General features: G+C 35.5%; 29 protein-coding genes and 2 other annotated features. Of the genes, 18 read left to right on the top strand and 11 right to left on the bottom strand.

Features of this window, described 5'->3' with window-relative positions; translation table 11 throughout:
• Nucleotides 1–2: 2 nt before the first annotated feature.
• The 3 genes from GFJ36_RS22565 to GFJ36_RS22555 all read right to left on the bottom strand — a co-directional run bounded on the left by GFJ36_RS22565 (nucleotide 3) and on the right by GFJ36_RS22555 (nucleotide 5,659).
• A complete protein-coding gene (locus GFJ36_RS22565; RefSeq protein ID WP_046957588.1) occupies nucleotides 3–317 on the bottom strand; it encodes a 4a-hydroxytetrahydrobiopterin dehydratase in 315 nt (104 codons plus the stop codon).
• Nucleotides 298–2,052, bottom strand: a complete 1,755-nt coding sequence (locus GFJ36_RS22560; RefSeq protein WP_088064447.1) for an aromatic amino acid hydroxylase — start codon at nucleotides 2,050–2,052, stop codon at nucleotides 298–300. Before GFJ36_RS22560 ends, GFJ36_RS22565 begins: the two co-directional genes overlap by 20 nt.
• A gap of 162 nt (nucleotides 2,053–2,214) precedes the next feature.
• Nucleotides 2,215–2,442, bottom strand: a binding site (T-box leader).
• Between the two features lie 51 nt (nucleotides 2,443–2,493).
• Nucleotides 2,494–2,723: a binding site (T-box leader), on the bottom strand.
• 188 nt (nucleotides 2,724–2,911) lie between these two features.
• Nucleotides 2,912–5,659, bottom strand: a complete 2,748-nt coding sequence (locus GFJ36_RS22555) for a S8 family serine peptidase (protein ID WP_098230321.1) — start codon at nucleotides 5,657–5,659, stop codon at nucleotides 2,912–2,914.
• A gap of 298 nt (nucleotides 5,660–5,957) precedes the next feature.
• Between GFJ36_RS22555 and GFJ36_RS22550 the strand changes: the two genes are divergently transcribed.
• Nucleotides 5,958–7,196, top strand: a complete 1,239-nt coding sequence (locus GFJ36_RS22550; protein ID WP_098082017.1) for a TolB family protein — start codon at nucleotides 5,958–5,960, stop codon at nucleotides 7,194–7,196.
• A 42-nt stretch (nucleotides 7,197–7,238) separates the two neighbouring features.
• On the opposite strand, the gene GFJ36_RS22545 is transcribed toward GFJ36_RS22550, so the two are convergent.
• The gene (locus GFJ36_RS22545; protein ID WP_000071862.1) at nucleotides 7,239–7,361 is read right to left on the bottom strand and encodes a DUF4023 domain-containing protein; all 123 of its coding nucleotides are present in this window, start codon (nucleotides 7,359–7,361) and stop codon (nucleotides 7,239–7,241) included.
• Nucleotides 7,362–7,430: 69 nt separating this feature from the next.
• Nucleotides 7,431–7,742, bottom strand: a complete 312-nt coding sequence (locus GFJ36_RS22540; protein WP_088608164.1) for a phosphoglycerate mutase — start codon at nucleotides 7,740–7,742, stop codon at nucleotides 7,431–7,433.
• Between the two features lie 198 nt (nucleotides 7,743–7,940).
• On the opposite strand from GFJ36_RS22540, the gene GFJ36_RS22535 reads away from it, so the two are divergent.
• From GFJ36_RS22535 to GFJ36_RS22525, 3 genes are all read left to right on the top strand, one after another.
• A complete protein-coding gene (locus tag GFJ36_RS22535) occupies nucleotides 7,941–8,543 on the top strand; it encodes a histidine phosphatase family protein (RefSeq protein WP_088123427.1) in 603 nt (200 codons plus the stop codon).
• 18 nt (nucleotides 8,544–8,561) lie between these two features.
• The gene (locus GFJ36_RS22530) at nucleotides 8,562–9,098 is read left to right on the top strand and encodes a delta-aminolevulinic acid dehydratase (protein ID WP_088608163.1); all 537 of its coding nucleotides are present in this window, start codon (nucleotides 8,562–8,564) and stop codon (nucleotides 9,096–9,098) included.
• A gap of 259 nt (nucleotides 9,099–9,357) precedes the next feature.
• A complete protein-coding gene (locus GFJ36_RS22525) occupies nucleotides 9,358–9,858 on the top strand; it encodes a DoxX family protein (RefSeq protein ID WP_098082019.1) in 501 nt (166 codons plus the stop codon).
• Between the two features lie 41 nt (nucleotides 9,859–9,899).
• Here GFJ36_RS22525 and GFJ36_RS22520 read toward each other — a convergent pair whose 3' ends face one another.
• Both GFJ36_RS22520 and GFJ36_RS22515 read right to left on the bottom strand, forming a co-directional pair.
• Nucleotides 9,900–10,778, bottom strand: a complete 879-nt coding sequence (locus GFJ36_RS22520) for an alpha/beta fold hydrolase (protein WP_088064441.1) — start codon at nucleotides 10,776–10,778, stop codon at nucleotides 9,900–9,902.
• A 15-nt stretch (nucleotides 10,779–10,793) separates the two neighbouring features.
• On the bottom strand, nucleotides 10,794–11,627 hold the full coding sequence (locus GFJ36_RS22515) for a GNAT family N-acetyltransferase (RefSeq protein ID WP_087985273.1): 834 nt from the start codon (nucleotides 11,625–11,627) through the stop codon (nucleotides 10,794–10,796).
• Between the two features lie 261 nt (nucleotides 11,628–11,888).
• Here GFJ36_RS22515 and GFJ36_RS22510 point away from each other — a divergent pair, with 261 nt between their 5' ends.
• Nucleotides 11,889–13,274, top strand: a complete 1,386-nt coding sequence (locus tag GFJ36_RS22510; RefSeq protein WP_000714921.1) for an alkaline phosphatase — start codon at nucleotides 11,889–11,891, stop codon at nucleotides 13,272–13,274.
• 55 nt (nucleotides 13,275–13,329) lie between these two features.
• Nucleotides 13,330–13,797, top strand: a complete 468-nt coding sequence (locus GFJ36_RS22505) for a hypothetical protein (protein WP_088123422.1) — start codon at nucleotides 13,330–13,332, stop codon at nucleotides 13,795–13,797.
• Nucleotides 13,798–13,872: 75 nt separating this feature from the next.
• Here the strand turns inward: GFJ36_RS22505 and GFJ36_RS22500 are convergent, their stop codons facing one another.
• Nucleotides 13,873–14,523 (bottom strand): GTP pyrophosphokinase, encoded by a 651-nt coding sequence (locus GFJ36_RS22500; RefSeq protein WP_157349737.1) that lies wholly within the window; start codon nucleotides 14,521–14,523, stop codon nucleotides 13,873–13,875.
• A 337-nt stretch (nucleotides 14,524–14,860) separates the two neighbouring features.
• Between GFJ36_RS22500 and rpmG the strand changes: the two genes are divergently transcribed.
• Entirely contained in the window at nucleotides 14,861–15,010 is a 150-nt protein-coding gene (rpmG, locus tag GFJ36_RS22495) for a 50S ribosomal protein L33 (RefSeq protein WP_001265617.1), read from the top strand.
• A gap of 87 nt (nucleotides 15,011–15,097) precedes the next feature.
• A complete protein-coding gene (locus GFJ36_RS22490; protein WP_142314806.1) occupies nucleotides 15,098–16,600 on the top strand; it encodes a YcdB/YcdC domain-containing protein in 1,503 nt (500 codons plus the stop codon).
• 58 nt (nucleotides 16,601–16,658) lie between these two features.
• Here the strand turns inward: GFJ36_RS22490 and GFJ36_RS29875 are convergent, their stop codons facing one another.
• Entirely contained in the window at nucleotides 16,659–17,072 is a 414-nt protein-coding gene (locus GFJ36_RS29875) for a hypothetical protein (RefSeq protein ID WP_242016030.1), read from the bottom strand.
• Nucleotides 17,044–17,526, bottom strand: coding sequence for a hypothetical protein (locus GFJ36_RS29870; RefSeq protein ID WP_242016029.1), 483 nt, complete (start codon nucleotides 17,524–17,526; stop codon nucleotides 17,044–17,046). Before GFJ36_RS29870 ends, GFJ36_RS29875 begins: the two co-directional genes overlap by 29 nt.
• Before the next feature lie 185 nt (nucleotides 17,527–17,711).
• Here GFJ36_RS29870 and sigK point away from each other — a divergent pair, with 185 nt between their 5' ends.
• On the top strand, nucleotides 17,712–18,425 hold the full coding sequence (sigK, locus tag GFJ36_RS22480; RefSeq protein ID WP_000051382.1) for an RNA polymerase sporulation sigma factor SigK: 714 nt from the start codon (nucleotides 17,712–17,714) through the stop codon (nucleotides 18,423–18,425).
• 290 nt (nucleotides 18,426–18,715) lie between these two features.
• Complete coding sequence (locus GFJ36_RS22475; RefSeq protein WP_097889597.1) at nucleotides 18,716–19,504, top strand: phosphatidylserine decarboxylase; 789 nt, start codon at nucleotides 18,716–18,718, stop codon at nucleotides 19,502–19,504.
• A gap of 148 nt (nucleotides 19,505–19,652) precedes the next feature.
• Here the strand turns inward: GFJ36_RS22475 and sda are convergent, their stop codons facing one another.
• Nucleotides 19,653–19,808 (bottom strand): sporulation histidine kinase inhibitor Sda, encoded by a 156-nt coding sequence (sda, locus tag GFJ36_RS22470; protein ID WP_000853283.1) that lies wholly within the window; start codon nucleotides 19,806–19,808, stop codon nucleotides 19,653–19,655.
• A gap of 247 nt (nucleotides 19,809–20,055) precedes the next feature.
• Here sda and GFJ36_RS22465 point away from each other — a divergent pair, with 247 nt between their 5' ends.
• The 8 genes from GFJ36_RS22465 (at nucleotide 20,056) to GFJ36_RS22430 (ending at nucleotide 25,193) form a co-directional block, all read left to right on the top strand.
• On the top strand, nucleotides 20,056–20,568 hold the full coding sequence (locus tag GFJ36_RS22465; RefSeq protein WP_000765310.1) for a YqeG family HAD IIIA-type phosphatase: 513 nt from the start codon (nucleotides 20,056–20,058) through the stop codon (nucleotides 20,566–20,568).
• A gap of 3 nt (nucleotides 20,569–20,571) precedes the next feature.
• A complete protein-coding gene (gene yqeH / locus GFJ36_RS22460) occupies nucleotides 20,572–21,678 on the top strand; it encodes a ribosome biogenesis GTPase YqeH (RefSeq protein WP_088064435.1) in 1,107 nt (368 codons plus the stop codon).
• A gap of 15 nt (nucleotides 21,679–21,693) precedes the next feature.
• On the top strand, nucleotides 21,694–22,527 hold the full coding sequence (gene aroE / locus GFJ36_RS22455; RefSeq protein WP_087985266.1) for a shikimate dehydrogenase: 834 nt from the start codon (nucleotides 21,694–21,696) through the stop codon (nucleotides 22,525–22,527).
• 5 nt (nucleotides 22,528–22,532) lie between these two features.
• A complete protein-coding gene (gene yhbY / locus GFJ36_RS22450) occupies nucleotides 22,533–22,835 on the top strand; it encodes a ribosome assembly RNA-binding protein YhbY (protein ID WP_000955225.1) in 303 nt (100 codons plus the stop codon).
• A gap of 130 nt (nucleotides 22,836–22,965) precedes the next feature.
• The gene (nadD, locus tag GFJ36_RS22445) at nucleotides 22,966–23,535 is read left to right on the top strand and encodes a nicotinate-nucleotide adenylyltransferase (protein WP_060488253.1); all 570 of its coding nucleotides are present in this window, start codon (nucleotides 22,966–22,968) and stop codon (nucleotides 23,533–23,535) included.
• Nucleotides 23,525–24,094: a bis(5'-nucleosyl)-tetraphosphatase (symmetrical) YqeK gene (gene yqeK / locus GFJ36_RS22440; RefSeq protein WP_001078363.1), complete on the top strand. Its 570-nt coding sequence runs from the start codon at nucleotides 23,525–23,527 to the stop codon at nucleotides 24,092–24,094. Before nadD ends, yqeK begins: the two co-directional genes overlap by 11 nt.
• The gene (rsfS, locus tag GFJ36_RS22435; protein ID WP_000653210.1) at nucleotides 24,091–24,447 is read left to right on the top strand and encodes a ribosome silencing factor; all 357 of its coding nucleotides are present in this window, start codon (nucleotides 24,091–24,093) and stop codon (nucleotides 24,445–24,447) included. Before yqeK ends, rsfS begins: the two co-directional genes overlap by 4 nt.
• A complete protein-coding gene (locus tag GFJ36_RS22430) occupies nucleotides 24,444–25,193 on the top strand; it encodes a class I SAM-dependent methyltransferase (protein WP_000873069.1) in 750 nt (249 codons plus the stop codon). Before rsfS ends, GFJ36_RS22430 begins: the two co-directional genes overlap by 4 nt.
• Nucleotides 25,194–25,293: the final 100 nt, after the last annotated feature.

Genomic DNA, 25,293 nt, shown 5'->3' with positions numbered 1-25,293 from the left:
TTTTACTTTCTTATAATTGCTTTTTCGTTTTGTAAAAATAGTTCATCAAACTGCTTTGCAAGCTCAAAATCTAGTTTCGTTAAACCTTTTGCATTCCAAGATGACAAAGTAATAATGACTGCTTTATACTGGATAAGGATAAATGGATGGTGATTACGTTCTTCTGATAGTTTGGCGGCTTCAGAGACAAATTCGACTCCTTTTAAGTAGTCGGAAAACATATATTTTCGTTCAATCCATTTTTCATCTTTTATCATCCATTTATCCACCTTTAATAATTCCCCTTGAACTTCTTCTTCAGTTAATCGTAGCATCATTTTTCACATCCTTTACATGCAGTAGTGCAAGACCATTGTTAATAAGGCGTGTTACAGCTTCGTCAGTTGTGAAAGTAGAAAGTTGTTGTAATAATGCTGCTGATGTTTCGTGTCCTTTGTTATGCTCTAAAAGTAATTCTAATATTTCAAGGCGAAGCAGCCATTCTTTCAGATAAAATTTATTTAATACCTCTTGAATTGCTACTAATTGATCGACATGTGCGTCGTGTAAAATACCTCCACCTCGAATATCACGAACTGTTTGATACATACGATCCAGCTCAGTTAATGCAAGAGGTGCTGGAGTTTCCTCTGTTTCTTCATCAATTGGGAAAAATGACGCTGCATCTGCTGCTCCTGGGAATACTGAAATGATTTGTGAGCCAACAGCCATATCAAATGCGCCCCATGAAGCATCAAATAATACGCGGGCGTTATAAGTAACTGTGCAATCGATAAAGGAAATAAGAGCAATTTTCTTATCGTTTTTTATAATATCTGTTACTTTTCCTTTTACATGAATACCACTTGCAAAAGTAAACTCAGCAATATTTCCAATTGTAATTCCTAATGATTGTAGTTGTTCATCTGTACAATTTTCTAATGCAATATTTTCAGTGAGTAATCCAATTGGTGTTCCAAAGCCGTCACTGTGTATAGATGTAGAATGATTCGCTAGTTGTTTATTATGAATTGCTAATGCAGTTGGTGAATTTGTTCGCATGTAAATCACTTTACCTGCATCGTTTTCAATTGTCTCGCTGAATGTACCTGTAATCTGTAATCCACTAGTTAGTTCAGCAGTTGCATAGTTTTCAGAGCGAATCGCTTTTTCTAAACCTTCCTTTCCACCTGTTTTAAAGGCCATCGTTTCAGCAAATGTCTCAAGTGCTTCAGTCAGCTCTTCAAATGATTCACAAACAAATAGTTGTGGTTGCATTTTTGTTACGTCATAAGTTGTACCTGTACATGCCTCGATAGAGAATGGAACCTTTTCTACAGCGTCCGTTAAGCAATGTTTGCTTTCGCCAACAGAAGAAAGGAGACCAGCACCATATATTTTTGGAGCATCTATATTTCCGATTAACCCATATTCTACTGTCCACCAGAAAAGACGTGAAATTTGTTCAGCTTCTGATAAACCAGAAACTAATTTTTGTTTTTCAATTACAGTATTTTCAGCAGCGGCAACTTCGTCAGGAGTAGAAGTAGGGCTTTCTTTTACGATTGTTAATGTACGAACAGCTTCAAAAGCATCATGTTCTTCTTTTGTGGAGAAAGCTTTCGCACCAATTTGTCCAAAGCGTTTCACATACTTCGCATATGTAGGATCCAGTAAAATAGGTGCGTGTCCTGCTGCTTCGTGTACGATATCTGGAGCTGGTGTATACTCGATATTTTCTACTTTGCGAATATCTGTTGCGATTGGTAGTAATCCGTGTCCTTGGAAATCAAAGAATGCTACGCCGGGAATAAGTCCATCAATTGTTACAGCTCCCCATCCGCTTGGTGCTAAACAGTCATTCATTTCTTCTACCTTTGGAATTGCATCTATATTTATACCAGATGATTGTAGTCCGTTCACATAGGCTGGATGAGCAACGTCTTTTAAGAAACTATGATTTTGTCTCATAATGTAACGCCAAACAGCGTGATTCACCGGTGTATATTGATCATAATGCTGCGTGGATACGAATGGTTTTAAATGCGATGGAATTTCTGTTTTCTTTGTCATTTAGACATCCTCCTTGTTTTCTATAAAATTGAATATTGGTTGGGTATAGCTGAAACCACCACCTTTCAAAATTGTAAGCGCTTATAAAATTTTATCATAAGATTCGGAATTATTTAACATTTGTTTCTGTGAGAAATAGAAAAAGCCCCTATCGGAAAATCCGATAGGGGCGAAAGAATCGCGGTACCACCCTATTTGTAAGTGAAAAAATACTTACATCTCAATTAATGATAACGGAAAAACTCCGTCTTTTCCTTCATGCGTACAAGCACTACGAAAAAGAAGCTCCAGAATTGTAATTCATATTTATATATGTGCTAATTTCCACCGACCATTAGCTCTCTGTAACAGGGATATAAGATATTACTGCGATTCTTTCAACGCGTATATATGAAATTGTGCAAAAGGGAAGGACGCAAAAAAGCCCCTATCGGAAAATCCGATAGGGACGATAAAAACCGCGGTACCACCCTAATTGTAAACAGAAAAATTGTTTACCACTCACTTTAAGATAACGGAAAGATCCGTCTTTCTCTTCATGCATTATGTGCACTACGGGAAAGAAGCTCCAGAATTGTAATTCACGCTTGTATATGTACTGATTCGCACCAACCATCAGTTCTCTGAGACAGGGATATAAGTCGCTACTAGTATTCCTTCAAAGCCGATATATAATTCGTTCAACTAAACTATGTTTCGTATTATAAAACTATTTTTAAAAGATTGTCAACAATAATTTTATCTCGCTATTTGTGGGCAGTAAAACTCCTACCTCAAAATTCGGCCGGAGCAAAGAAGTTAGATGGAAGTTTTACTGTCCGTAAACGTCCGATTAGTGAGGGCTGATTAAAGTTTCACTTTATTTCACTTCTAAATCAACATTTAAATTAGATGTATTTCCAGCTGCATCAGTTGCTACAATATGAATAGTATTTTTTCCTTCTTGTAATTGGTTACGATCGAAATAAATGTCGTAACTTTTCTCCCAAGGATTCAGGAACGCACTTTCCCACACACCATTGCCGTTAATTTCATATTGCATTCTCACTGGAATACCAGGTGCAGCCCAACCAGATTCTGTCATCCAATCTAGTAGGATATCGTCAACTTTCCCTCTAATAACAAGATTTTCTTGATCAATTTCGTGTGTTAACTTAGGGGCTGTTCGGTCGATAAATACAGCTCCTGTTTGCTTTGTTTCTCCACCCGAGGTAGAAGCGACAGCTTCGATTTGGTATAAGCCATCAGGTAGAGGAGATCCATCAGTTTTTGTACCATTCCATTTGAAAGATTTATAACCTGGTGTTTCGTTTTTACCTTGATATACCGTACCTTGATATGTCACACGGTCTTTCGTGATTAAATTGGCATGAAACGCTATATCTTCAACTGGTGTAACTAAATAGTAATTGATTAGGTTGTCATCTAATATTTTGTCATTATTTGGACTGAAAGTAGAATTAACGATTTCAAGGCCATCAATACGCTTGTATTCTTTCGGATCGATACTAAATGTAAATGGAATACGCATTTCTTCAGTTTTCCCTTGCTCTTTTACATACAGATTCCCTGTATATACGCCTTGCGGTAAGGAGCTATCTACAGTAATAGTAAAAGGTTTTTCAATATTACTATTCGGTTTCATACTAATAGAAGAAGGGAAAGAAGTTTGGATTTTTGTTTTTGTATCTAGTAATTCAATACGAGTTGAAAAGTTTTTCTTTTTGTTAGAAAGATTTTGTAACGTAATATTTTGTGTTAGTTTCACTTTGCCGCTATTCGGTTTAATAAGACCGAAACTTATATTGTTCGGTTTTACTAACGCATCCGTTTGAGCTGCTTTCGGAATGTTAATTAAACCTGATCCTTGTGCCATAACAGGATATGTATTTTCATTGACATCTTTTAATGTTTTTGCAGTGTTGGCAAGAGCAGATTTCAATTGTTCTGTCGTCCAATCAGGATGCATTTGACGTAGTAAGGCAACAGCTCCTGCTACTTGTGGCGCAGCCATACTTGTTCCGTTGTGAGATTCATAGCCACCCCTTGGTACCGTACTAGTAATTTGTACGCCAGGTGCAACAACATCAGGTTTTATGAGCCAACTTCCTTGTGATGGTCCTCTTGAGCTGAAGTTACCAATAAGTTCTGTTTTGTTCGGTTGTCCAATCTTTATATTTTTCTTTCTTTTTGTAATTAAATTTTTCAATTCTTCGCCATTTGTACTTGATAGTTGCATAACTGGAAGAGCTATCTCTTCACGGCCAAAATATTCAGGCATAATATTAATTTCTTTTTCATTAGAAATTAGTAGCACTCCGATAGCTCCAGCTTGTTTCGCTTGTTCTGCCTTTACTAACGTGCTCGAAGTTCCTTGTAAAACAAGGGCGAACTTCCCTTTCACATCTTGTTTAGCGTAATCACTTGAATTACCGTAGCCAACATAGACAAGCTGAGCATCGTTTCCTACTTGGAAATCTGCTTTTGATAACGGTAATCCTTGGTAAGATTTATTAGAACCAGCTACTTGGAATGTTGGGAATGGAATAGAAACAGTCGATGCGCCAACAGAGATGACACTACTTGCGTTACCAGGAGCATCAACAGACCAAGGTTTTGGTCCATCATTTCCATTTGAAACGACTGCAGTAACACCAAGTTTTGCTGCGCGTTCTAACGTCATTGTTACAGGTTGATCAGGGACATTCAAATCTTGACCGAGAGATAAATTTAAAACGTCAGCACCATCTTGAATAGCGCGCTCAATACCTTGAATAATATCATCGGTCGTACCAGTTCCACCATCGTTCATGACACGGTAAGCGAGTATAGAAGCATTCGGAGCAACGCCTTTAATTTTTCCATTACCAGCAATAATACCAGCTACATGAGTACCGTGTACGTTACCATCCATCGGATCGTTATCCTCATCGACTGTATCGTATCCACCGATATAGTTTGCTTGTAAGTCGGGGTGTGTATAGTCTACGCCAGAATCAATAATAGCGACTTTCATACCTTTTCCATCAAGCGGTTTGCCAGATGGATCTTTTAAATTCCATGCTTCAGGTGCACCGATTGTCGGTCCGCCAATATTTGGCGCTTCTTCTTTAGTAGCGCTTTTTGCTGTTTCATGCAATTTATATGTTAAGTTCGGATAAACAGCTTTTACTTCGGGTAAAGAAGCTAAAGCAGCAACTTGATCTCCTGGGATAGAAATAGAGAATCCAGAAAATAACGTGCTATACGTTTCTTTTATCTTTGCTTTTGGTGCTTTTTCTTTAATTTTCTTTGTTGTATCCTCTTGCGCCTTTTTTAGTTGTGCATGGTATGATTGCACATTTCCATTTTTTAAATCTGGAGCATGCTGAATGTTACTTTGTGAAGCGAGCGGAGCATGTTGCAATTCTACAATGACTGAAATTTCTTTTGATGTTTTTGTTTCAACATTTTGCGCGATTTTGTTTTCTCCCCATTGCTCAATATTCGCTTTTAACTGTGGACTAAATTGCTTCTCCTTTTGCAGCGATTCAGCATGCGCGCTTAAAGCTCCAAAACTAGAAAAGACAAGCGCCATACTTAATAGTGCAGATGTAGTTTTTTTCATTGAAACTCCCCCTAGTAAAAAGTGCCAATATTCCGAAAAATTATCTTACATTTTTGTTCTGAAATATGAAATCGAATGTTGGCTAAACTATACTTTCGACATAATTCATACCAATCCTCTTTGAATTAAAAATTTCTTGGGAAATTTTTTGGAATTATGTCGAATGGCTCATACACAGTGGGGGGGAAGCACATCCTTACTGAGTATAAATCCACAACAATTGTGCAATTAATATGGAGCGAAATTAGCATATAGTAAGCGGAATATGAGGAATGCTATAAGAAAAATGGAGGGACGTATGAAAAAAATTATCGTGAGTAGTAGTGTGGTTTTGTTTATTTTTTTATCTTCAATTTTTAGTACTAGTGCGGAACATAATGGGGTGAAGGTTGCTTTTATTCGTCATCATGACCTTTGGATGAAAATTGATGGGAAAGAAAAACAAATAACAAAAGGTGAGTACATAACAGGGCCAAAATGGTCCCATGATGGAGAATGGCTTGCCTATGCTAAAGGAAAGAAGCAAAACACCTTGGAGTTGTACCAACTGGAAGATGGAAAGAAAGTTAGGCCATTGCAATCTGAAGTATCGAATTATCAATGGTCACCGAAAGAGAATATAATTGCATTTGTATTTATGAATACATTAAATACGTTTGATGTCAAAAATAAGAATACAGATTTTGAAAATGTATCGGCTGGTGTAGGTGATTATGCATGGTATCCTGATGGAAAGAAGTTTCTTGTATCTTCTGAGGCACACTTACTTCCAACAGGATGGACAGGAGCTCAGCTATATGAAGTGCAAAAAGATGCACATATGAATCCTCATAAAATGAAGCATTTGTATGCATTACCAAATGAACATGATGATTTTTTAGCACTAGTTGCAAGTGGGTTTGAGTGGTCGCCAGATCAAAGGTGGATTTCATTTTTAGCGGTACCGACAGCTTCATGGTCAGCTGATAGTAATACGCTTTGCTTAGTTCGAGCAGATGGCAGTCGATTTGAAAAAGTAGATCAAATGTTATTAAACACACAATGGTTCAAATGGGCGCCATCCAAGAATATTTTAGCTTATATTGAAGGAAGCGGAAGAGTTGCGTTAGAGAATAAACATTTAAAAGTAAAAGAGCTGCCGGCACTTCAGCAGAACACCTTTACGCCGAAAGGATATGTCGATTGGGATTTTGTATGGAAGAACGATAAAGTAATGATCGTTTCACGAGCAAAAGAGGCAGGGATAGAAACTCCGCCAGAAAAAAGGCCACTGCCATCCTTATATGAGATCGATAGTACAAGCGACGAACAACATCAAATCACAAAGCCACCCCATAAGCAAGGTGACTATCATCCCATCTTTATGAAGAAGAACAATCAATTAATATGGATACGTTCAGACCGTAAGAAAGCCAATGTATGGCTTTCCAGTAGTGATGGAAAACAGGAAAAGAAGTGGATTGAAAATATAGATGTACCAGAATGGTATTATGAGAAATGGAACTGGGAAAATGTTATCTCGGTGAAAGAAGAATAAAAAAAACTGCCTAAAAGATAATTTTAGGCACGTTTTTTATTGTTATTTATGTGTTTTATTTGGCTTTTTTTTCGCGGGGTTTCCGTTTCCCTGACGCTTTCTATTTTGTTCATCTTTTACTTGTTTTTCATGTAGTGTATCTAAAAAGTCATTCGAGTTACTCATTTTTATATCGCTCCTTTCATTTCGTCCTAATTACTATAACCATTTAGGAGGATAATCATGAGATAAAAGTTAAGCGCTTAATTTTCTTCGATAGTATACGTAAAATATGCCATACGTAATAAATAGCATAAGTAAAACTTGTAACTCTACATTTTCTTTTAAAATAGTTGCGACAGAAGATGGTAAGTAAGGTGATGTATTACTCGTTCCTAAACCTAACCATTTGTTTAAGAGGTTAATGATACAAAACATGAAAACACCAGACCAGCTTGCAATAATTGCTTTCTGTTTAATTTTTGTTTCACGTTCATCATCTGTAATCCAAGGATTAGCAGTTTTATCACTATTAAAAAATCCATTTATGTATCCCCATATGATCATTCCGATAAAGGCGATAATTCATTTCATATTTGTGATTCACCTCTCTCTTGTAAAAAGTATTTTACATATTATAATTGTAATGTTTTTTAATTAATTGTGTCAAATGTTTTTTACATACCAGTTTTTCATATAGCAGGAATAAAGAATGAGATAGGGAAGAAATATGTAAGAGGATTTCATAGAGAGAGGAGGCTGGATATGAAGCTTGTCTTTGTTCGGCACGGAGAAGGTGAACATACAAAGGATTTGCCGTCAAGTTTACAAGTGCTTCATCCGCCATTAACGGATGAGGGAAAGAATCAGGCTAAATTACTTCAATGCAATGTGCCATTACAAGAAACGGATATATTAATTGTTAGTCCTACACGTAGAACTTTACAAACAGCGGCAATATGGAGTGCGAAAGTAGCTTGTCAAAAAATCGTCCATCCATATGTATCCCCACGTATTTTTCCTTATCGAGAAGGAGCGAAAACATTACCATGTGATGACATAGTAGATCAGGAAATGATAGCAAATTTATTTCCACATTTTTCGATAGAGAAAAGTACAAATAAGCAGTTATGGACGGAAGGTATAAATACTATTTCAGAGAATCGTTTTCAGCAAATAGTAGATGATTTTCTTCTTTGGTGCTATGAGCTAGGCGCTGAAAGAATTTGCATTGTATCTCACGACGGGACAATTACAGCGTATAGGCAATATGTACAGAAAGTCGTTTTAACTAGATCTGATTTTTTGCAAGAAACAGGTATATATGAAATGGATGTATCTTTTAAAAGTCTGATTGATGAGATCTAATTATAGGATGGAGGGTGTATGTTGAATGTTGCATTAGTAGTTGGTTTCAATTCGGATTTAGAGGCGCAATCAATCCGAGCATCGCTTGAATATTTTGGGGCAAAAGTTGTAACATACTGGATTGGTAGACCGAGAGAGTTCATTAATATTCTTTCTGGAAAAGGTTTATATAATGATATCAAGTATGTTATTTTTTGCTTTCATGGTGAGGAAGGAAAGTTTGTCATGGAAGAGTTAGGTGAAGATATATATGAGCAAGATGAACCGAGGGGATACTTTGGTGCAGCAGAAATTTATAAATATGCAAAATTGCATAATACACATATTGTAAATAGCGGGTGTACGTTAGGGGAGCGAAAACTAGCAGAATCTTTCTTACATAGTGGGGCGAAATCGTATATTGGATCGATAGATTATGTAGATGGGAATGCAGCACTTATGTTTACAATACGCTTATTTTATGGGCTTATTAGCCATGAAAAAACGTTAGAAGATGCTTTTCAAGAGGCGAAATTAATCGATGAGGAGACACGTACATTTCAATTCTATAAATAGTGAAAACGCATTTATTCTATATTTGAATAAATGCGTTTCACACTTAACTCACATTTTTTTTACATTTTCTTCAATGAAAATGATTATCACCTATGGTATGATATGTTCAAGTTTTTACAGGTAATAGAAGTTACTATATATTAGTATTTAATGTTTTTTATGTATGTCACAAATTATTCATGATTAACATTTTAAAAATAAGTAACTAATGATATTATATTATCTGTAACTAACTTAATTACAACTTTAGGAGGAAGATATGGTTATTCAATTTTTAAGAGAAAACAAAGCAGTTTCTTTTGTGTTGGCAGTAATTCGAGTGTATCTTGGTTATACATGGTTAATGGCTGGAATCGGTAAACTACAAGGAAAAGGGTTCGATGCAACTGGTTATTTACAAGGTGCAATTGAAAAATCTAAAGGAGCACAACCGGCTGTTCAATCTTGGTGGGCAACATTTTTACAAGATTTCGCAATTCCAAACGTTGATCTATTTAATACACTTGTAACGTGGGGAGAAATTTTAGTCGGAATTGGTTTAATTGTAGGCTGTTTAACAAAAACAGCGGTCTTTTTCGGTCTTGTAATGAACTTTTCCTATATGCTTAGTGGGTCAATTGGTGTAAATCCTGAAATGGTTATCCTATCAATGTTCGTTCTAGTCTCTGGTATGAATGCTGGTAAATTTGGAATAGATGGTTTCGTTATTCCGAAAGTATTAGGATCAAAAACTCAAAAGCGCCAAAAGCAAGCTGCTTAATATATGAAAGCGGGTATCTCAAAATGAGATACCCGCTTATGTTATTTTTCAACTTTATTGTTCTTAAAGAATTCTTTTACATAACCTACAAATTCTTGTGGCTCTTGACGAAATGGTGCATGATAACCTTTTTCGATAATATGGAAAGTACTATTTTTTAAGAATTGATGATACGTTTCTCCTTCTTTCCAAGAAACGCTACTATCATTTCTTCCCCATATAATTAAGGTTGGTTGTTTAATTTCATTTGCATTGATTTGAAGACGTCTAGGCCATAATTTCATTTTATTGTAATGCTCTTCATCATTACGCTTGGATTTAACTTTGTTTTCATCATAATCTGCAATAGTAGAAACAGTATTTAAATCAGTCGACAACTGTGGTTTTGGTGAACCTTGTTTATTAACGAATGTATGAGGACCGCCTGTAGCATCAGTTAAAATAAGGTGGGTAACGGCTTCAGGATATAAATAGGTTAAATTAAGAGAAATTTCTCCGCCCATTGAGTGTCCTAGTATTGCAAACGAATCATAACCTAGTTTTTTCATTAATTTATAATACAAATTTGCATGGGTTGGGAAAGAATAGTAAAAATCCATTGGCTTAGATGAGCGCCCGAATCCTAAAGCATCTACAGAAATAATTGTATGATCTTTTGCTAAGTCTGAGTAAATCTTTTGAAAACCATCTGACGATCCTCCAAATCCATGGATCATAAGTAAAGGTGGTTTTTCATTACCAATCTTTTTAAAGTAAATGGTTTGACCATCTATTTCTACCATTTTTTCCTCGGTAGCTAGTTTCGCTGTAAGTGTATTTTTCACTTGTTTTACTTGCTCTACTGGCTTTTCTGCTGCACTACATCCTACTAATAGTGTAAGAGTAAGACAACCTACCATAAAATAGCTAAATCGCTTCAATTAGGTGTCCCCTTTCTAACATAACGCTGTGTCTATCATAGCAAATAGCATATTACGATTTCCAGGAAGTTGGCTACCATTTTTCATCATAAGAGGTGAAAGGAGCGTTTCTTGGAAATTTTCTGTTTGAAGAAATTTACGAAATGAAAATTGTGAATGTGGGACATCAATCCTTACTGTGCCATTCCAACATTCACAGATTCTCTTGAATAATTGAATAGCATCCTTCTCTTGTTTTGCGATAAGTGGAGTGACGCATAATATATTACCTTTTTGTATACATAAGGAAAAAGCTTCTATACAGTTATTTCTCTCAATTTTAAAAGAGTGTATGGCTCTTGGTAATAGCGATGAGTAAAGTAAGGAACGATTAGCTCCAGTTGTAATTTGATCGAGAAAAATAAGTGATATAAGATCTGGTTCTTTTACTTGTTGTGTATGAGCAATATGTGTCTTAGTAGTTTGTTTTTCAAAACGATGAATCGTCGTTACTGTTTGAAATTCGCATGATGTATAAAGAGGCTCGCCAGCTTTTGTTGCAATAAGTGCAATTGGTTGTTTTGGATGAGTGTGCTCTAAGCAACAATTTAGCAAAATACGTCCGATGCCTTGGCCTTGAAAATTAGGATGGACGATTAACATGCCAATAGTAGAAAAACTATCTTTAAAAGGAAATACTCCTCCAGCTGCAATCAGTTTATTTTCATGCATATAACCGATAAGTGTGCCGAGAGAAAGATACATTTCGAATTGTTTTTTCATAAATTCTTTATCTTGTAACCATCCAATAGCTTTACAAAGGTCGAGTAAATCAAAAATAAAAGATTCATCTAGCTTTATTGTTTTCATAAATACGCCCCACATTTCTATTAATTTTCATAAAAGTAGATTGAAAATGTTAAATAAGAGATTTACGTTACATGAAATCCAACTTGTTTATATTTTAATTGTAAAGGGGAAGGAGGTTGCTATGAAAGGACAAACTTATACAAATTATAACTGATATTTACATAAGTTAACAAAAAATTTACATATAACTAATTTTCTCTTAATAGTCTTCTATTAAATTTGATAGTGGGAAATGAATAACCTAATTAGGGGGACAAGACAGTGAAAAAGTTTGTGAAAAAAGCATGGCCATTTGCAGTTGTGGCGTCGTTAGCAGTTACTTCGGTGGCAACATGGAATTTTACACGTTCTAGTGAAGTGAATGCAGATGAGAGCGGAAGCAATGCGAAGATTAAAAATGTTATTGTGTTAATTGGAGATGGTATGGGTCCTTCATACATGACGGCTCATCGTTATATGAAAGATAATCCAAAAACATTCGAGATGGAATCTACAGAGTTTGATAAGCATCTTGTAGGAACACAAAAAACATATCCGGAAGATGAACATGAAAATATCACAGACTCTGCATCAGCAGCAACAGCTATGTCAGCGGGAATTAAAACATATAACGCGGCAATTGCAGTTGATAATGATAAAGCAGAAGTGAAAACTGTTCTTGAACAAGCGAAAGAAAAAGGGAAATCAACGGGACTCGTTGCTACTTCTGAAATTACACATGCAACACCAGCTGCTTTCGGTGCGCATGACATTAGTCGTAAAAATATGGATGCAATTGCAAATGATTATTTTGATGAAAAAATTAAAGGGAAGCATAAAGTAGATGTTATGCTTGGCGGCGGTGTAAAAAACTTTGTTAGAAAAGATCGTAATCTTACAGAAGAGTTTAAGAAATCTGGTTATAGCTACGTAACAGACCGAGATCAATTGTTAAATGATAAAAACGATCAAATTTTAGGTTTATTTGCACCAGGCGGTTTAGATAAAATGATTGACCGTAATGAGAAGACACCTTCATTAGAAGAAATGACAAATGCAGCAATTGAGCGTTTGAACAAAAATAAAAATGGTTTCTTCTTAATGGTTGAAGGAAGTCAAATCGACTGGGCTGGACACGATAATGATATCGTAGGTGCAATGAGTGAAATGGAAGACTTTGAAAAAGCATTTAAAGCAGCGATTGAGTTTGCGAAAAAAGATAAAAATACGTTAGTCGTTGCAACGGCAGACCACGCTACTGGCGGATTATCTTTAGGTGCGAATGGTGAGTATAACTTTAAAGTAGATCCAATTAAAGCTGCAAAACGCACACCAGACTTCATGGCAAATGAGATTGCAAAAGGTGCAAATGTAGAAGAGACATTAAAAAAATATATTGATTTACAATTAACACCAGAAGAAATTAAAGCGGTAAATGATATTGCTCCTTCAAAAGATGTAACAAAGATTGATAATGCGATTGAGGATATTTTCAATAAGCGTTCGGTTACAGGATGGACGACAGGTGGACATACAGGGGAAGATGTAAACGTATATGCATTTGGCCCAGGTAAATACTTGTTCTCTGGCGTTCAAGAGAATACAAATATCGCTAAACGTGTCTTTGATATTGTTGGTGGTGGCGATCCGAATAAAGGAAGACGCTAATTATAAATGAAAGTGAGGCGAAATGCCTCACTTTTCTTTTTAGGAGATGGGAAAGATGAAGGCTTTTTTCATGGGAATAGGATCCCTTCTAATAGTTGTAGTATTGCTAGTCGGGTGTCAATCCAAGGAGAATCATATAGAACAAAAATCTACTATTATAAAAACTGAGGAAAAGGTACAAATAACGAAAGAAGAAGAGAAATCGATTCAAGATGTTATGGAGAAATTTGTACGGACGACAAATGAAAAAAATCTTGCTGAACATATGGAGTTATTCTCAAAGAAGATGCCTAGTGCTGAAGATTTAAAAACACAAAAAGAAGCCGCTTTTCAAAAGGGAAATAAGAAAATTGAATTGGAACATATAGACATGAAAGCTAGTAAAGCAGGGTATGTTGTAGTTGAAACAAAGGAAAAGGAAATAGATGGGGAGGTCACTCTTCAGAAAAATGTACAGTATGCGCTTGGAAAAGAAGAAGATGGCTGGAAAATTGAAGAGGTTCGCACGATAGGGAAGAAATAAAGTGAAACTTTAATCAGGGAGTCTTACTGCCCGTAAATAGCGAAATAAAAAAGGTTCTCATTGGAGAGAACCTTTTTATAGTGGTAATAGAATTTGATTTGAACATGCTTCGATATCATCAATATCTTGGCGAATTGTTGCCATTTTATTATCAAGATCTTCAGCCTTCATTGCCGCATCATGTAGTTCATCTTTTAAATACTCAGGTATTTTCCCTTCATATTTATAATAAAGTTTATGTTCTAAACTTGCCCAAAAGTCCATAGCAAGTGTACGTAACTGGATTTCTGCAAATACATCTTTTGTACCAGAACTCAGTGATAAAGGATACTTAATGATCATGTGTAAACTTTTATATCCGTTTCCCTTTGGATTAGCGATATAATCTTTTACTTCTATGATTTCCATATCCTCACGCTTTTGAATGACTTCTTTTAAATGATAAATATCTTCTACGAAGCAACATGTAATACGAATGCCGATGATATCTTGTAAATGTGTTTGCGCATTCTCAACTGTCGGTAATAAATTTTTACGTTCAAGCTTTTTAATAATACTTTCAGGTTGTTTTAATCTTGTTTTTATATGTTCAAACGGGTTGTAATCCTCTAAAAATTGAGCTTCCCGGTTCATAATTTCAAATTTAGTTTTTAACTCTTCTAAAGCAAATGTATATGGTAGTACAAAAGCTTTCCAGTAGTTAACTGTTGATTGATTATATTCCATTTATATACACACCTTTTCCTATTTACAAGTGAGGTTGTTATTATACTAAATACCAAAGCATATAAGCGCAAGCAGCAAATGAGGAGATCATAAAACGATATTTAGTTTTCATACTTTCAACTCCTTTCGAGTAAGATTCTATATGAATAAACGTGATTGTTAATAAATTCACTATGTACAATTCTTATAGTAATAGATTCGTGTGAATTTCGTATGAACTAATTGTTTCAGATTTTTGTCTTTTTTTGTAATTGACAAATAGAATAAACTTATATAACATATAAATCGTAATCATTACGTTTTAGTTTGCGATCTTTGAAAGAAAGGAGAATTACATATGCGTGTAAATATTACATTGGCTTGTACAGAGTGCGGTGATCGTAATTATATTTCTAAAAAAAATAAACGAAACAATCCAGAGCGCATCGAACTAAAAAAATATTGTCCACGATTAAAGCGAGTAACGCTACATCGTGAGACGAAGTAGAAGACTAGAGATATCTCTAGTCTTTTTTGTTTATAGCCATTTAGTTTTATTTGTTATAATTACCTTAAATTGTAATGAAGGAGAGGTATGATGAATCAAAAAGATAAAGAAGGAAAAGGGCAAGTGGCTCATATTATTGACATTTCAGATGATTATAGGCTTGTCGTAGATGATCAAGAAGGTGTGGATGCCCCATATCATCTATTATGGTGGGAACATAAAGAGGATGAGGAGAGAACGATACAAATTACGCTGAATAGACATACTGGTAATTTAATCGAATTTAGTATAGATGATAAAAAATATTTTTCGAGTTCGAGTGGTAAGGAAGCGATAGGAGAGAATAAAGCAAGAGAGATTGCAAATGCATTCTTAAAAAAATATACAAAAGAAGGATATGAATTTTATACATATGTAACGGTTAAGGACGACAGGCGTGGTCGGAAAGAAGTAAATTATATGCAAGAAGTAAATGGCTATCCATTGCCGAATACAGGGTGTGTTGTGCGAGTTCATCCTTCAGGGAATGTTGTGCATTTTCGTTATAATGGACAAAAAGCTATCGAGAAAAAACCGTTATGGCCAAGTGAATTTGTTGAGGAGAACGTCGTTTTAGAAAATTTGAAAGCTAGACAAGATATGAGACTTGTATTTGTAGATTTAACACATTCTTCATGTGAGTATGAAAATGGAGAAGAAGTAACAGGGAATCATCTTGTATATGAACCAGAACCTAGTCATACGTTTATTAATGCAAGTACAGGTAAAGATTTATTTGGGCCCGATCATTATAAATTGCCTTCAACTGTAGCTGTTGAAAAACCGAAAAAAGGTAGCCGGCCAGACGATATATTCGATTTGTTTGAATGGAATAAAGAAAATTTTACAAAAGTAGCTGAGACGGAAAATGATGATGAAATAAGAATGAAATTTGTTCTGAAAGAGGAATTACAAAAACAGAAAGAAGAAAAGAATCCATATTTAATGAATGAATTCTTTAAAAAGCATTTACCGATGTTAAAATATAATAATTTAATTGGCATTACGGTTGATAAATCTACCAATGAATTAACTGGTTTTATAAAACTGACAGACGATAAAGAAGTAAAGCAAATATTTCCTAGAGAGGAATGTTTACAAAAAGCACTTCAATTTTTGGAACAAGTTATTCCAGATGTCACACAATATCTACGTCTTTGGGAAGAACGTGAAGAAGCAGAAGATGGGATTGAAAGATTTACCTTTTCCGTATATGTGAATGGCATTCCGGCAGAGTATAAGCAATTTATGGTTAATATCAATGCGGGAAATGGGGCTGTGGTGCATTATTCCGGAGAGTCTAGCAACCTTATAAAAGAATTGCTTACATACGAAACAACACCAAAAGTAAAAAAGGAAAAAGCGTTAGCAATATACAGAGGGGCCATGCGAGTTAATTTAGAATGGTTTTTAGAAAATGACGTAGAGGAAACGAACTACGAACTACTGTATAAACAAACGACGGATGAAAATTATAAAGAATCCTTTGATTGTAGTCGAGAAATTCGTTATATTGATGCGCATACGGGGGAAAAGATTTGGAGTGAATAGTTTTATGAAAAGCCAATCGAGAATCTCGATTGGCTTTTAGTTATATGAATAAGAGATATTAGTGGATTTTAAGTACGCCTTTTTGAGCTTCATACCAATCATATATATTTCCATCCGAACCTACTGCAAAGTTGTAAACGCGTTGGCGTTCGCCCTCTCCATGTGCATAGAAAACATCGTATAGTTTAATTCCGTTGATTATTCCGATAGGTTCAGTTGTGGCGCCATAGTGTAGTTGAGCTGTTTGAGGTCCCATCGTTTTTTCTAAGATTTTTATGGCATCCTCACTTGTGAATGTAGTAATATCGGCGGGTTTGTTTATTGGTTCATTCGATTGTTTCCCAGTTTGTTTATTAACTTGTTGATTTTCTTGTGTATTTTTAAATTCTGATTCAGTTAATGTGCTACCGTCACTCCCATTAACAATAATTTCTCCTGTTTGTTTATGAACAGAAAAAGGTGAAATCAGCACGATAATTATCAAATTGAGGCGTGAAAGTATAGTAATCAGTACCCAGTTTATTATTAATTTTATTTTTTGCCGAGCTTTCACTAGGTAGAAGATTGTATGTAACTTCATTTTTATCTAATGTTCCGAATTTTCGGATGAGGATTTCTTTAGCCTTGCTTGCTGTTATGTTTATATTTGCAGCGTTGTCTTGTTTTTCTTTAATTTTTGTCTGTTCTTCAGGTTTTACTGGATCTTCAGGCATTGCTTGGTTTTTAGTTTTTGTTTGATTTTTAGCTTTTTCCTGTTCTTCGGGTTTGTTCTTGTTTTCGGTGTTTGTATTATCTTTTGTTGTCACAGTTTCCTTTTTGTTGTTATCAGTTTGTGTATTTGTATTTTGTTGTTCGCAGGCTGAAAGTAGGAAGAGTGATAAAATGAGTACGATAGAGTTTCTGATTTTTACAGTTGAGTATGGCATGAAAACACCTCTTTCTAATTTTTTGCACTTTGTAAATTATAATATAATGAAAATATAATCCAAGCGATAGGGTTCATTTAGTTCTCCAATAAGTTAAGGGTTCCATATTTGCTTAGTACAGACACAAACAACCTCACGCCCACATACACATAGTAAAGACCACTATTTTGGCGGAGGTGAAAGGTTTGAGTCTATTCGCCGCAATTGGATATATGGTTCGAGAAGTGTTTGTCTTTGTTTCTTATGTGAAGAATAATGCGTTTCCGCAGCCGTTATCATCAGACGATGAGAGAAAGTACTTAGAGTTAATGGAGCAAGGTGATGCTCAAGCGAGAAATCTGTTAATTGAACATAATTTACGGCTTGTAGCTCATATCGTTAAAAAATTTGAAAACACAGGGGAAGATGCAGAAGATTTAATTTCAATTGGTACAATTGGGCTCATTAAAGCGATCGAGAGCTATTCGGCAGGAAAAGGCACAAAACTTGCGACGTATGCAGCACGCTGTATTGAAAATGAAATTTTAATGCATTTACGTGTACTGAAAAAAACGAAAAAAGACGTTTCACTTCATGATCCAATCGGGCAAGATAAAGAGGGGAATGAAATATCGCTTATCGATATATTAAAATCAGAGTCTGAAGATGTAATTGATATGATTCAGCTTAGTATGGAGTTAGAAAAGATTAAAGAGTATATCGATATTTTAGACGAACGAGAGAAAGAAGTAATCGTGAAGCGTTTTGGACTGGGGCTTGATAAGGAGAAAACGCAACGAGAGATTGCGAAGGCACTTGGTATTTCCAGAAGCTACGTATCAAGAATTGAAAAGCGCGCTTTAATGAAAATGTTCCATGAATTTGTAAGAGCTGAGAAAGAGAAAAAAGCGAAAGAATAATGTACATTGCAAGCAGCCATATTTTAAAATGGGCTGCTTTTCTTTTTGTAAATAAGGAAAGAAAAAGAGTTGTGTTCAGAAGAAATCTATGTTCACTGTTGAAAATGACGGATTCTATCTGTAATATTAGAGGGTGCTAAACAATTTAAGAATAATACCATACTTAGTTTTCCGCATGTATAATGAAACAGTTCTATATGATATGTGGGAATAAGAACCAATTTTACATATGATATAGAAGGAAAAGAAGGGGAAGCTAAAGTTATAGACTGATTAGGAGGTTTCGCAATTTGCGACGTACATTATATCGACTTATGATCGAACTTACAAATGGTCGTTTTACTTCTTATATATTACGTAAATTTGCACAATCTCGTTTGAGCTCTATCATTATTCCATCGTATGCGAAAGTTTTTCAAATTAACCAAGATGAGATGGAAAAGGGTTTGAAGGAATATAGAACATTGCATGAATTATTTACGCGTAAGCTAAAAGAAGGAAAGCGTAGTGTTGATACAGATGCATCGAGTATCGTTAGTCCTGTTGATGGTGTTTTTGCTGCTCACGGTCCTATTGAGGACACAAAAACATTTGATATTAAAGGTAAGCGTTATTCAATCGTGGATATGCTAGGTAATGAAGAACGTGCAAAGCGATATGCAGGTGGTACATACATGGTTATTTATTTAAGCCCAAGTCATTATCATCGTATTCATAGTCCGCTTTCTGGTTCTGTGACTGAAAGGTTTGTACTTGGTAGAAAGTCATATCCGGTAAATGCAGCTGGTATGGAATATGGGAAAGAGCCATTGTCAAAAAATTATCGCTCTGTTACAGAAGTAAATAGTGACGGTGAACATATGGCACTTGTAAAAGTAGGAGCTATGTTTGTTAATAGTATTGAGCTGTTGCATGAAAGAGACACTGTTCAAAAAGGTGAAGAAATGGCATACTTTACATTTGGCTCAACAGTTGTGTTATTGTTTGAAAAAGATATGATAGAAGTAGTGCAGGAATTGAAGAGTGGACAAGAGCTTCGTCTTGGTGAAAAAATTGCTACTCGTTCGGCTCATAAGTAAAGAAAACATTTTATAACTGTAAGCAAGAGTTATGGACAAAGATGCTTAATGATGAAATTCCCTAGATGGGAGTACTTGTTTATTCGAGAGCCATCGCAGGATGGCTCTTTTTACAAGTTAGCTCATTAAAATTTCACTTTATATGTAATCAAGACGATTTGACAAGCTTGTCCTCTAATGAGCGTCTAATCATTTCTTGTTTTATAAGTAAAATGAAGTCGGGATTTAATTTTAGTTCTTTTGCTTTATAATAAGACTCAGTGAGTAACTCAGTAGACAACTGTTCCATATATTTTGTTTTCAAGGTGAGTCACCTCCTAATAATTTAAGGATTGATTCGTTGTTGCATTTAATGTACCAAAAAAATATGACAGTCACAAACGAGTGGTTATCCACATACCTAGGTGGATAAAATGTGTATAGATTGTTAGTAAATTCCAAATTAGCTGAAAAATTAATGTGGAAAATGTGTACAATTTTATCCACAGGTCATATATCGAAATATGTTGTCGAAAAATTTTTATGAAAACTCCTCAAAGAGGTGAAAGAAATTGAAGCTATTTTTACCAAATGAATATGTGAAAAATGTATATCATGTTCAACCAGAAGATTTGAAAAAACGTGGAATTAAAGGTGTCATTACTGATTTAGATAACACGTTAATTGAATGGGATCGTCCAAATGCAACGCCACAACTTGAAGAATGGTTTTTGAAAATGAAAGAGCAAGGTATTCAAGTAACGGTCGTTTCAAATAATAATGAGCAACGTGTGAAAGACTTTGCTGATCCATTAGGTATTCCATTTATTCATAGTGCGCGTAAACCATTTGTTCGCGCGTTTAAGCGTGCGATACAAGAGATGCGTTTACAACCAGATGAAGTTGTAGTAATTGGAGATCAGTTACTAACGGATGTTTTAGGTGGAAACCGAGTGGGACTTCATACAATTTTAGTTGTACCGGTAGCACAAACGGACGGATTAGTAACGCGCTTTAATCGAAAAATTGAACGAAGAATTATGAGAAATATGAAGAAAAAAGGTTTAATTAACTGGGAGGAATAAAGTTTGACTGAAACAATTAAATGTATTGGTTGCGGTGTAGAAATTCAAACAGAAGATAAAAACGAAGTGGGATATGCTCCTACCTCATCTTTAGAGAAAGAACAAGTAATTTGTCAACGCTGTTTTCGCTTAAAACATTATAACGAAATTCAAGATGTATCATTAACAGATGATGACTTCCTACGTATTCTAAATGGAATTGGAAAATCGGATGCGCTAGTAGTTAAAATTGTAGATATTTTTGATTTTAATGGTAGCTGGTTACCTGGCCTACATCGTTTCGTGGGAAATAATAAAGTATTACTTGTTGGAAATAAAGCTGATTTAATTCCTAAGTCAGTAAAACATGATAAAGTAAAGCATTGGATGCGCTATAGTGCAAAGCAGCTAGGATTAAAGCCAGAAGATGTCTTTTTAATTAGTGCAGCGAAAGGGCAAGGGATTGCTGAGCTGGCAGATGCTATTGAGTATTACCGCGGCGGAAAAGATGTTTACGTTGTTGGATGTACGAATGTAGGAAAATCAACATTTATTAATCGTATGATTAAAGAATTTAGTGATGAGACTGAAAATGTAATTACAACATCTCATTTCCCAGGAACAACACTTGATTTAATTGATATTCCGTTAGACGAAGAATCTTCTTTATATGATACGCCAGGTATTATTAACCACCATCAAATGGCTCATTATGTTGGAAAAGAAAGCTTAAAACTTATTACACCAACAAAAGAAATTAAGCCAATGGTGTTCCAATTAAATGAAGAACAAACATTATTCTTCAGTGGATTGGCACGTTTTGATTATGTAAGTGGTGGTCGTCGTGCATTTACTTGTCACTTCTCGAATCGTTTAACAATCCATCGTACAAAGCTTGAGAAAGCAGATGAATTGTATAAAAATCATGCTGGGGATTTACTAAGCCCGCCAACACCAGAAGAATTAGAAAATATGCCAGATCTAGTGAAATACGAATTTAATATTCGTGAACCAAAAACGGATGTTGTATTCTCTGGATTAGGATGGGTTACTGTGAACGAACCGGGAGCAAAAATTGTTGCACACGTACCAAAAGGAGTAAGTGTTTCGCTACGTAAATCTTTAATTTAATATGGAGAGGGATTTATGAAACAATTATATGGTGTAATCGGAAATCCAATTGGACATTCATTATCGCCTGTTATGCATAACGATGCATTTGAACACTTGAATATGGATGCCCATTATCATGCATTTCTTGTTAAAGAGGAAGTGCTAGGGGAAGCAGTAAGAGGTTTAAAAGCATTAGGTATTTCAGGATTTAATGTAACAACGCCGCACAAAGTTGCTATTATGGATTATTTGGATGAGATTGACCCGCTAGCAAAACAAATTGGTGCAGTAAATACAGTGGTTCATAAGGATGGAAAATTGATTGGCTACAATACAGATGGAATTGGTTTTGTCCGAGCGCTGCAGTCAATTAGTAGTGAACCACTTCAGGAGAAACGTATTTTATTGCTTGGCGCAGGTGGTGCTAGTCGAGCTATTTATTTTTCTCTTGCTGATGTAGGTGTGAAAGAGATTGATGTAGCTAATCGTACAGTAGATAAGGCGAAAGAACTTATTGCTGCATGTACAGCTACTGTTAATTCTGTTGCTTTATCGCTAGAAAAAGCAACGGAAGAACAAGGAAATTATGATATTATCATTCAGACGACAACAATAGGTATGCATCCACGCGTCGAATATACGCCATTACAAATTTCTTCGTTAAAAAAAGGGACGATTGTATCAGATATAATTTATAATCCATTTGAAACGAAAATTTTATGTGAGGCAAAAGAGCAAGGTGCAATGATTCAAAATGGTATTGATATGTTTGTTTATCAAGGTGCACTTGCATTTGAAATGTGGACAGGGCGTGTACCGAATATCGATAGAATGAAACAATTAGTTATAAGAAAGCTTGGAGGCTAACATATATGTTAACAGGAAAACAAAAAAGATTTTTACGTGCACAAGCACATCATTTAACACCAATTTTTCAAGTAGGAAAAGGCGGAGTAAATGAAAATATGATTAAACAAATCGCAGATACTTTAGAAGTTCGTGAACTATTTAAAGTAAGTGTGCTACAAAACTGTGAATTCGATCGTCGTGAAGTTGCAGAAGAACTTGCAAAAGGCGCACGTGCTGAAATCGTTCAAGTAATTGGAAGTACAATCGTTTTATACAAAGAATCTAGAGAAAATAAACAAATTAAACTTCCGCGATCAAAAGAATAGCATATGCTGTTTTTTATCGTTAGTGCGTAATGATGTAGAGAGCGAAACCAATTGAACTTTTATTAACAGTGAACTCTCTTCGGATAGGAATGAAGAGAGTTACTGTAGGTAAAAGGAAGGGGCGTTTCTTTTGAGAAAAATTGGCATCATTGGCGGTACATTTGATCCGCCACATTATGGGCATTTGCTAATTGCAAATGAAGTATATCACGCTTTGAATTTAGAAGAAGTATGGTTCTTACCGAACCAAATTCCACCGCATAAACAAGGGCGGAATATTACAAGTGTAGAAAATCGCTTACAAATGTTAGAGTTTGCGACTGAGGCAGAGGAACATTTTTCTATTTGTTTAGAAGAGCTAAGCAGGAAGGGCCCATCGTATACGTATGACACTATGTTACAATTGACGAAGAAGTATCCGGATGTGCAGTTTCACTTTATTATTGGTGGAGATATGGTTGAGTATTTACCGAAGTGGTATAACATTGAAGCGTTACTCGATCTTGTGACGTTTGTTGGGGTTGCAAGACCTGGTTATACATTGCGTACACCTTATCCTATCACCACTGTGGAAATTCCGGAGTTTGCAGTTTCATCATCTTTATTGCGTGAGAGATATAAAGAGAAGCGAACATGTAAATATTTACTTCCTGAAAAAGTACAGGTGTATATCGAGAGGAATGGGTTGTATGAATCGTGAGAAAGCACTTCATATTGTCAAACAACAAATGCATGAAAAACGTTATATACACACAATAGGTGTAATGGAGACAGCAATTGAACTTGCTAAGTTATACGGTGTGGATGAAAAAAAGGCTGAAGTTGCAGCTATATTCCATGATTATGCGAAGTGTAGAGCGATTTCTGAGATGGAAGAGATTATTAAAAGTGAAGATTTGCCGAAAGATTTACTTTGTTATAACAAAGAGTTATGGCATGCACCTGTTGGGGCATACTTAGTAGAAAAAGAAGTAGGCATTACGGATCCTGAAATCCTGCAAGCTATTACATATCATACAAGTGGTCATGAGAAAATGACGATGTTAGATAAAGTAATTTATGTAGCTGATTACATTGAGCCTGGGCGAAAGTTTCCAGGGGTGGAGGAAGCTCGTAAACTCGCATATACGGATATAAATCAAGCTTTATTATTTGCGTTAAAGCGAACAATTCAATTTTTAATGGAAAAAAATCAAACGATTTATCCATTAACATTCCAAACATACAACGCAGTTATCAAGGAGGAAATTAGTAAATGAAAGATAAAGAGTTATTAGTATTAGCAGCAAAAGCAGCTGATGATAAGAGAGCAGAAGATATGGTTGTCCTAAATATGCAAGGTATTTCACCAATTGCAGATTATTTCATTATTTGTCACGGTAACTCAGATAAGCAAGTGCAAGCAATTGCACGTGAAATTAAATCAAAAGCACATGAGTTCCAAATCGACGTACAACGTATGGAAGGCTTTGACGAAGCACGCTGGGTACTAGTTGACCTTGGAGATGTAGTTGCTCATGTATTCCATAAAGATGAGCGTAATCACTATAATTTAGAGCGTCTTTGGGGCGATGTGCCACGTGAGGATATTACAGACGAGCTAGACCAATGAAATACGAACAATTTGCATTGTTGTACGACGAACTAATGAATGATGTTCCTTATGATAAATGGGTGGAATTTACAGAGGAGAGTTTACAGCAAGCGGATATGAAAGAGGCGAAGATTCTTGATGTAGCATGCGGTACTGGTAATGTAACACTTCCGCTTGTACAAAAGGGTTACGATTTAATCGGTGTCGATCTTTCAGAAGAGATGTTAACGGTCGCTCAGCAAAAACTAGGCGGAGAAGGATACTTTATTCCTTTTTACCAACAAGACATGCGAGAGCTTGACGTTCCAGGTGAGTTTGACTGTGTAACGATCTTTTGTGATTCATTAAACTATGTATTGCAAGAAGATGGAGTGCAAGAAACATTTCGAAGAGTGTTTCACCATTTACGTCAAGATGGTTTGTTTTTATTTGATGTACATTCTTTATATAAAATACATCATGTATTTCAAAATGAAACATACACAGTGAATGGAGAAGAAATATCTCTTATTTGGAATTGCTTCCCTGGTGAAGAATCAAATAGTGTAGAACATGATTTAACATTCTTTGTTCAAGACCCAGAAGAAGATGTGTACCATCGTTTTGACGAATGTCACGTGCAACGTGCATATCAGGTCGAAGAGTTAACGAAATGGCTTGAAGAAGCTGGTTTTACCGTGCTTCGCGTCACTGGTGACTTTGAGCGACTTGAAGTTACAGAACAAACAGAGCGTATTTTCTTCATGGCGAAGAAAAACGGGTAAAACAAAAGCAACCGAGAAGGTTGCTTTTGTTTTGTAAAGAAGTTGTAATTTTAGTTCTAGCATAATAAGAAGATGATATACGTGAAGTGTGAAAATACTA

Origin of the sequence: Bacillus sp. EE-W1 (genome assembly GCF_009760835.1) — a bacterium.
Lineage (GTDB): Bacteria > Bacillota > Bacilli > Bacillales > Bacillaceae_G > Bacillus_A > Bacillus_A wiedmannii.
This window is presented reverse-complemented; position numbering and strand designations above follow the sequence as displayed.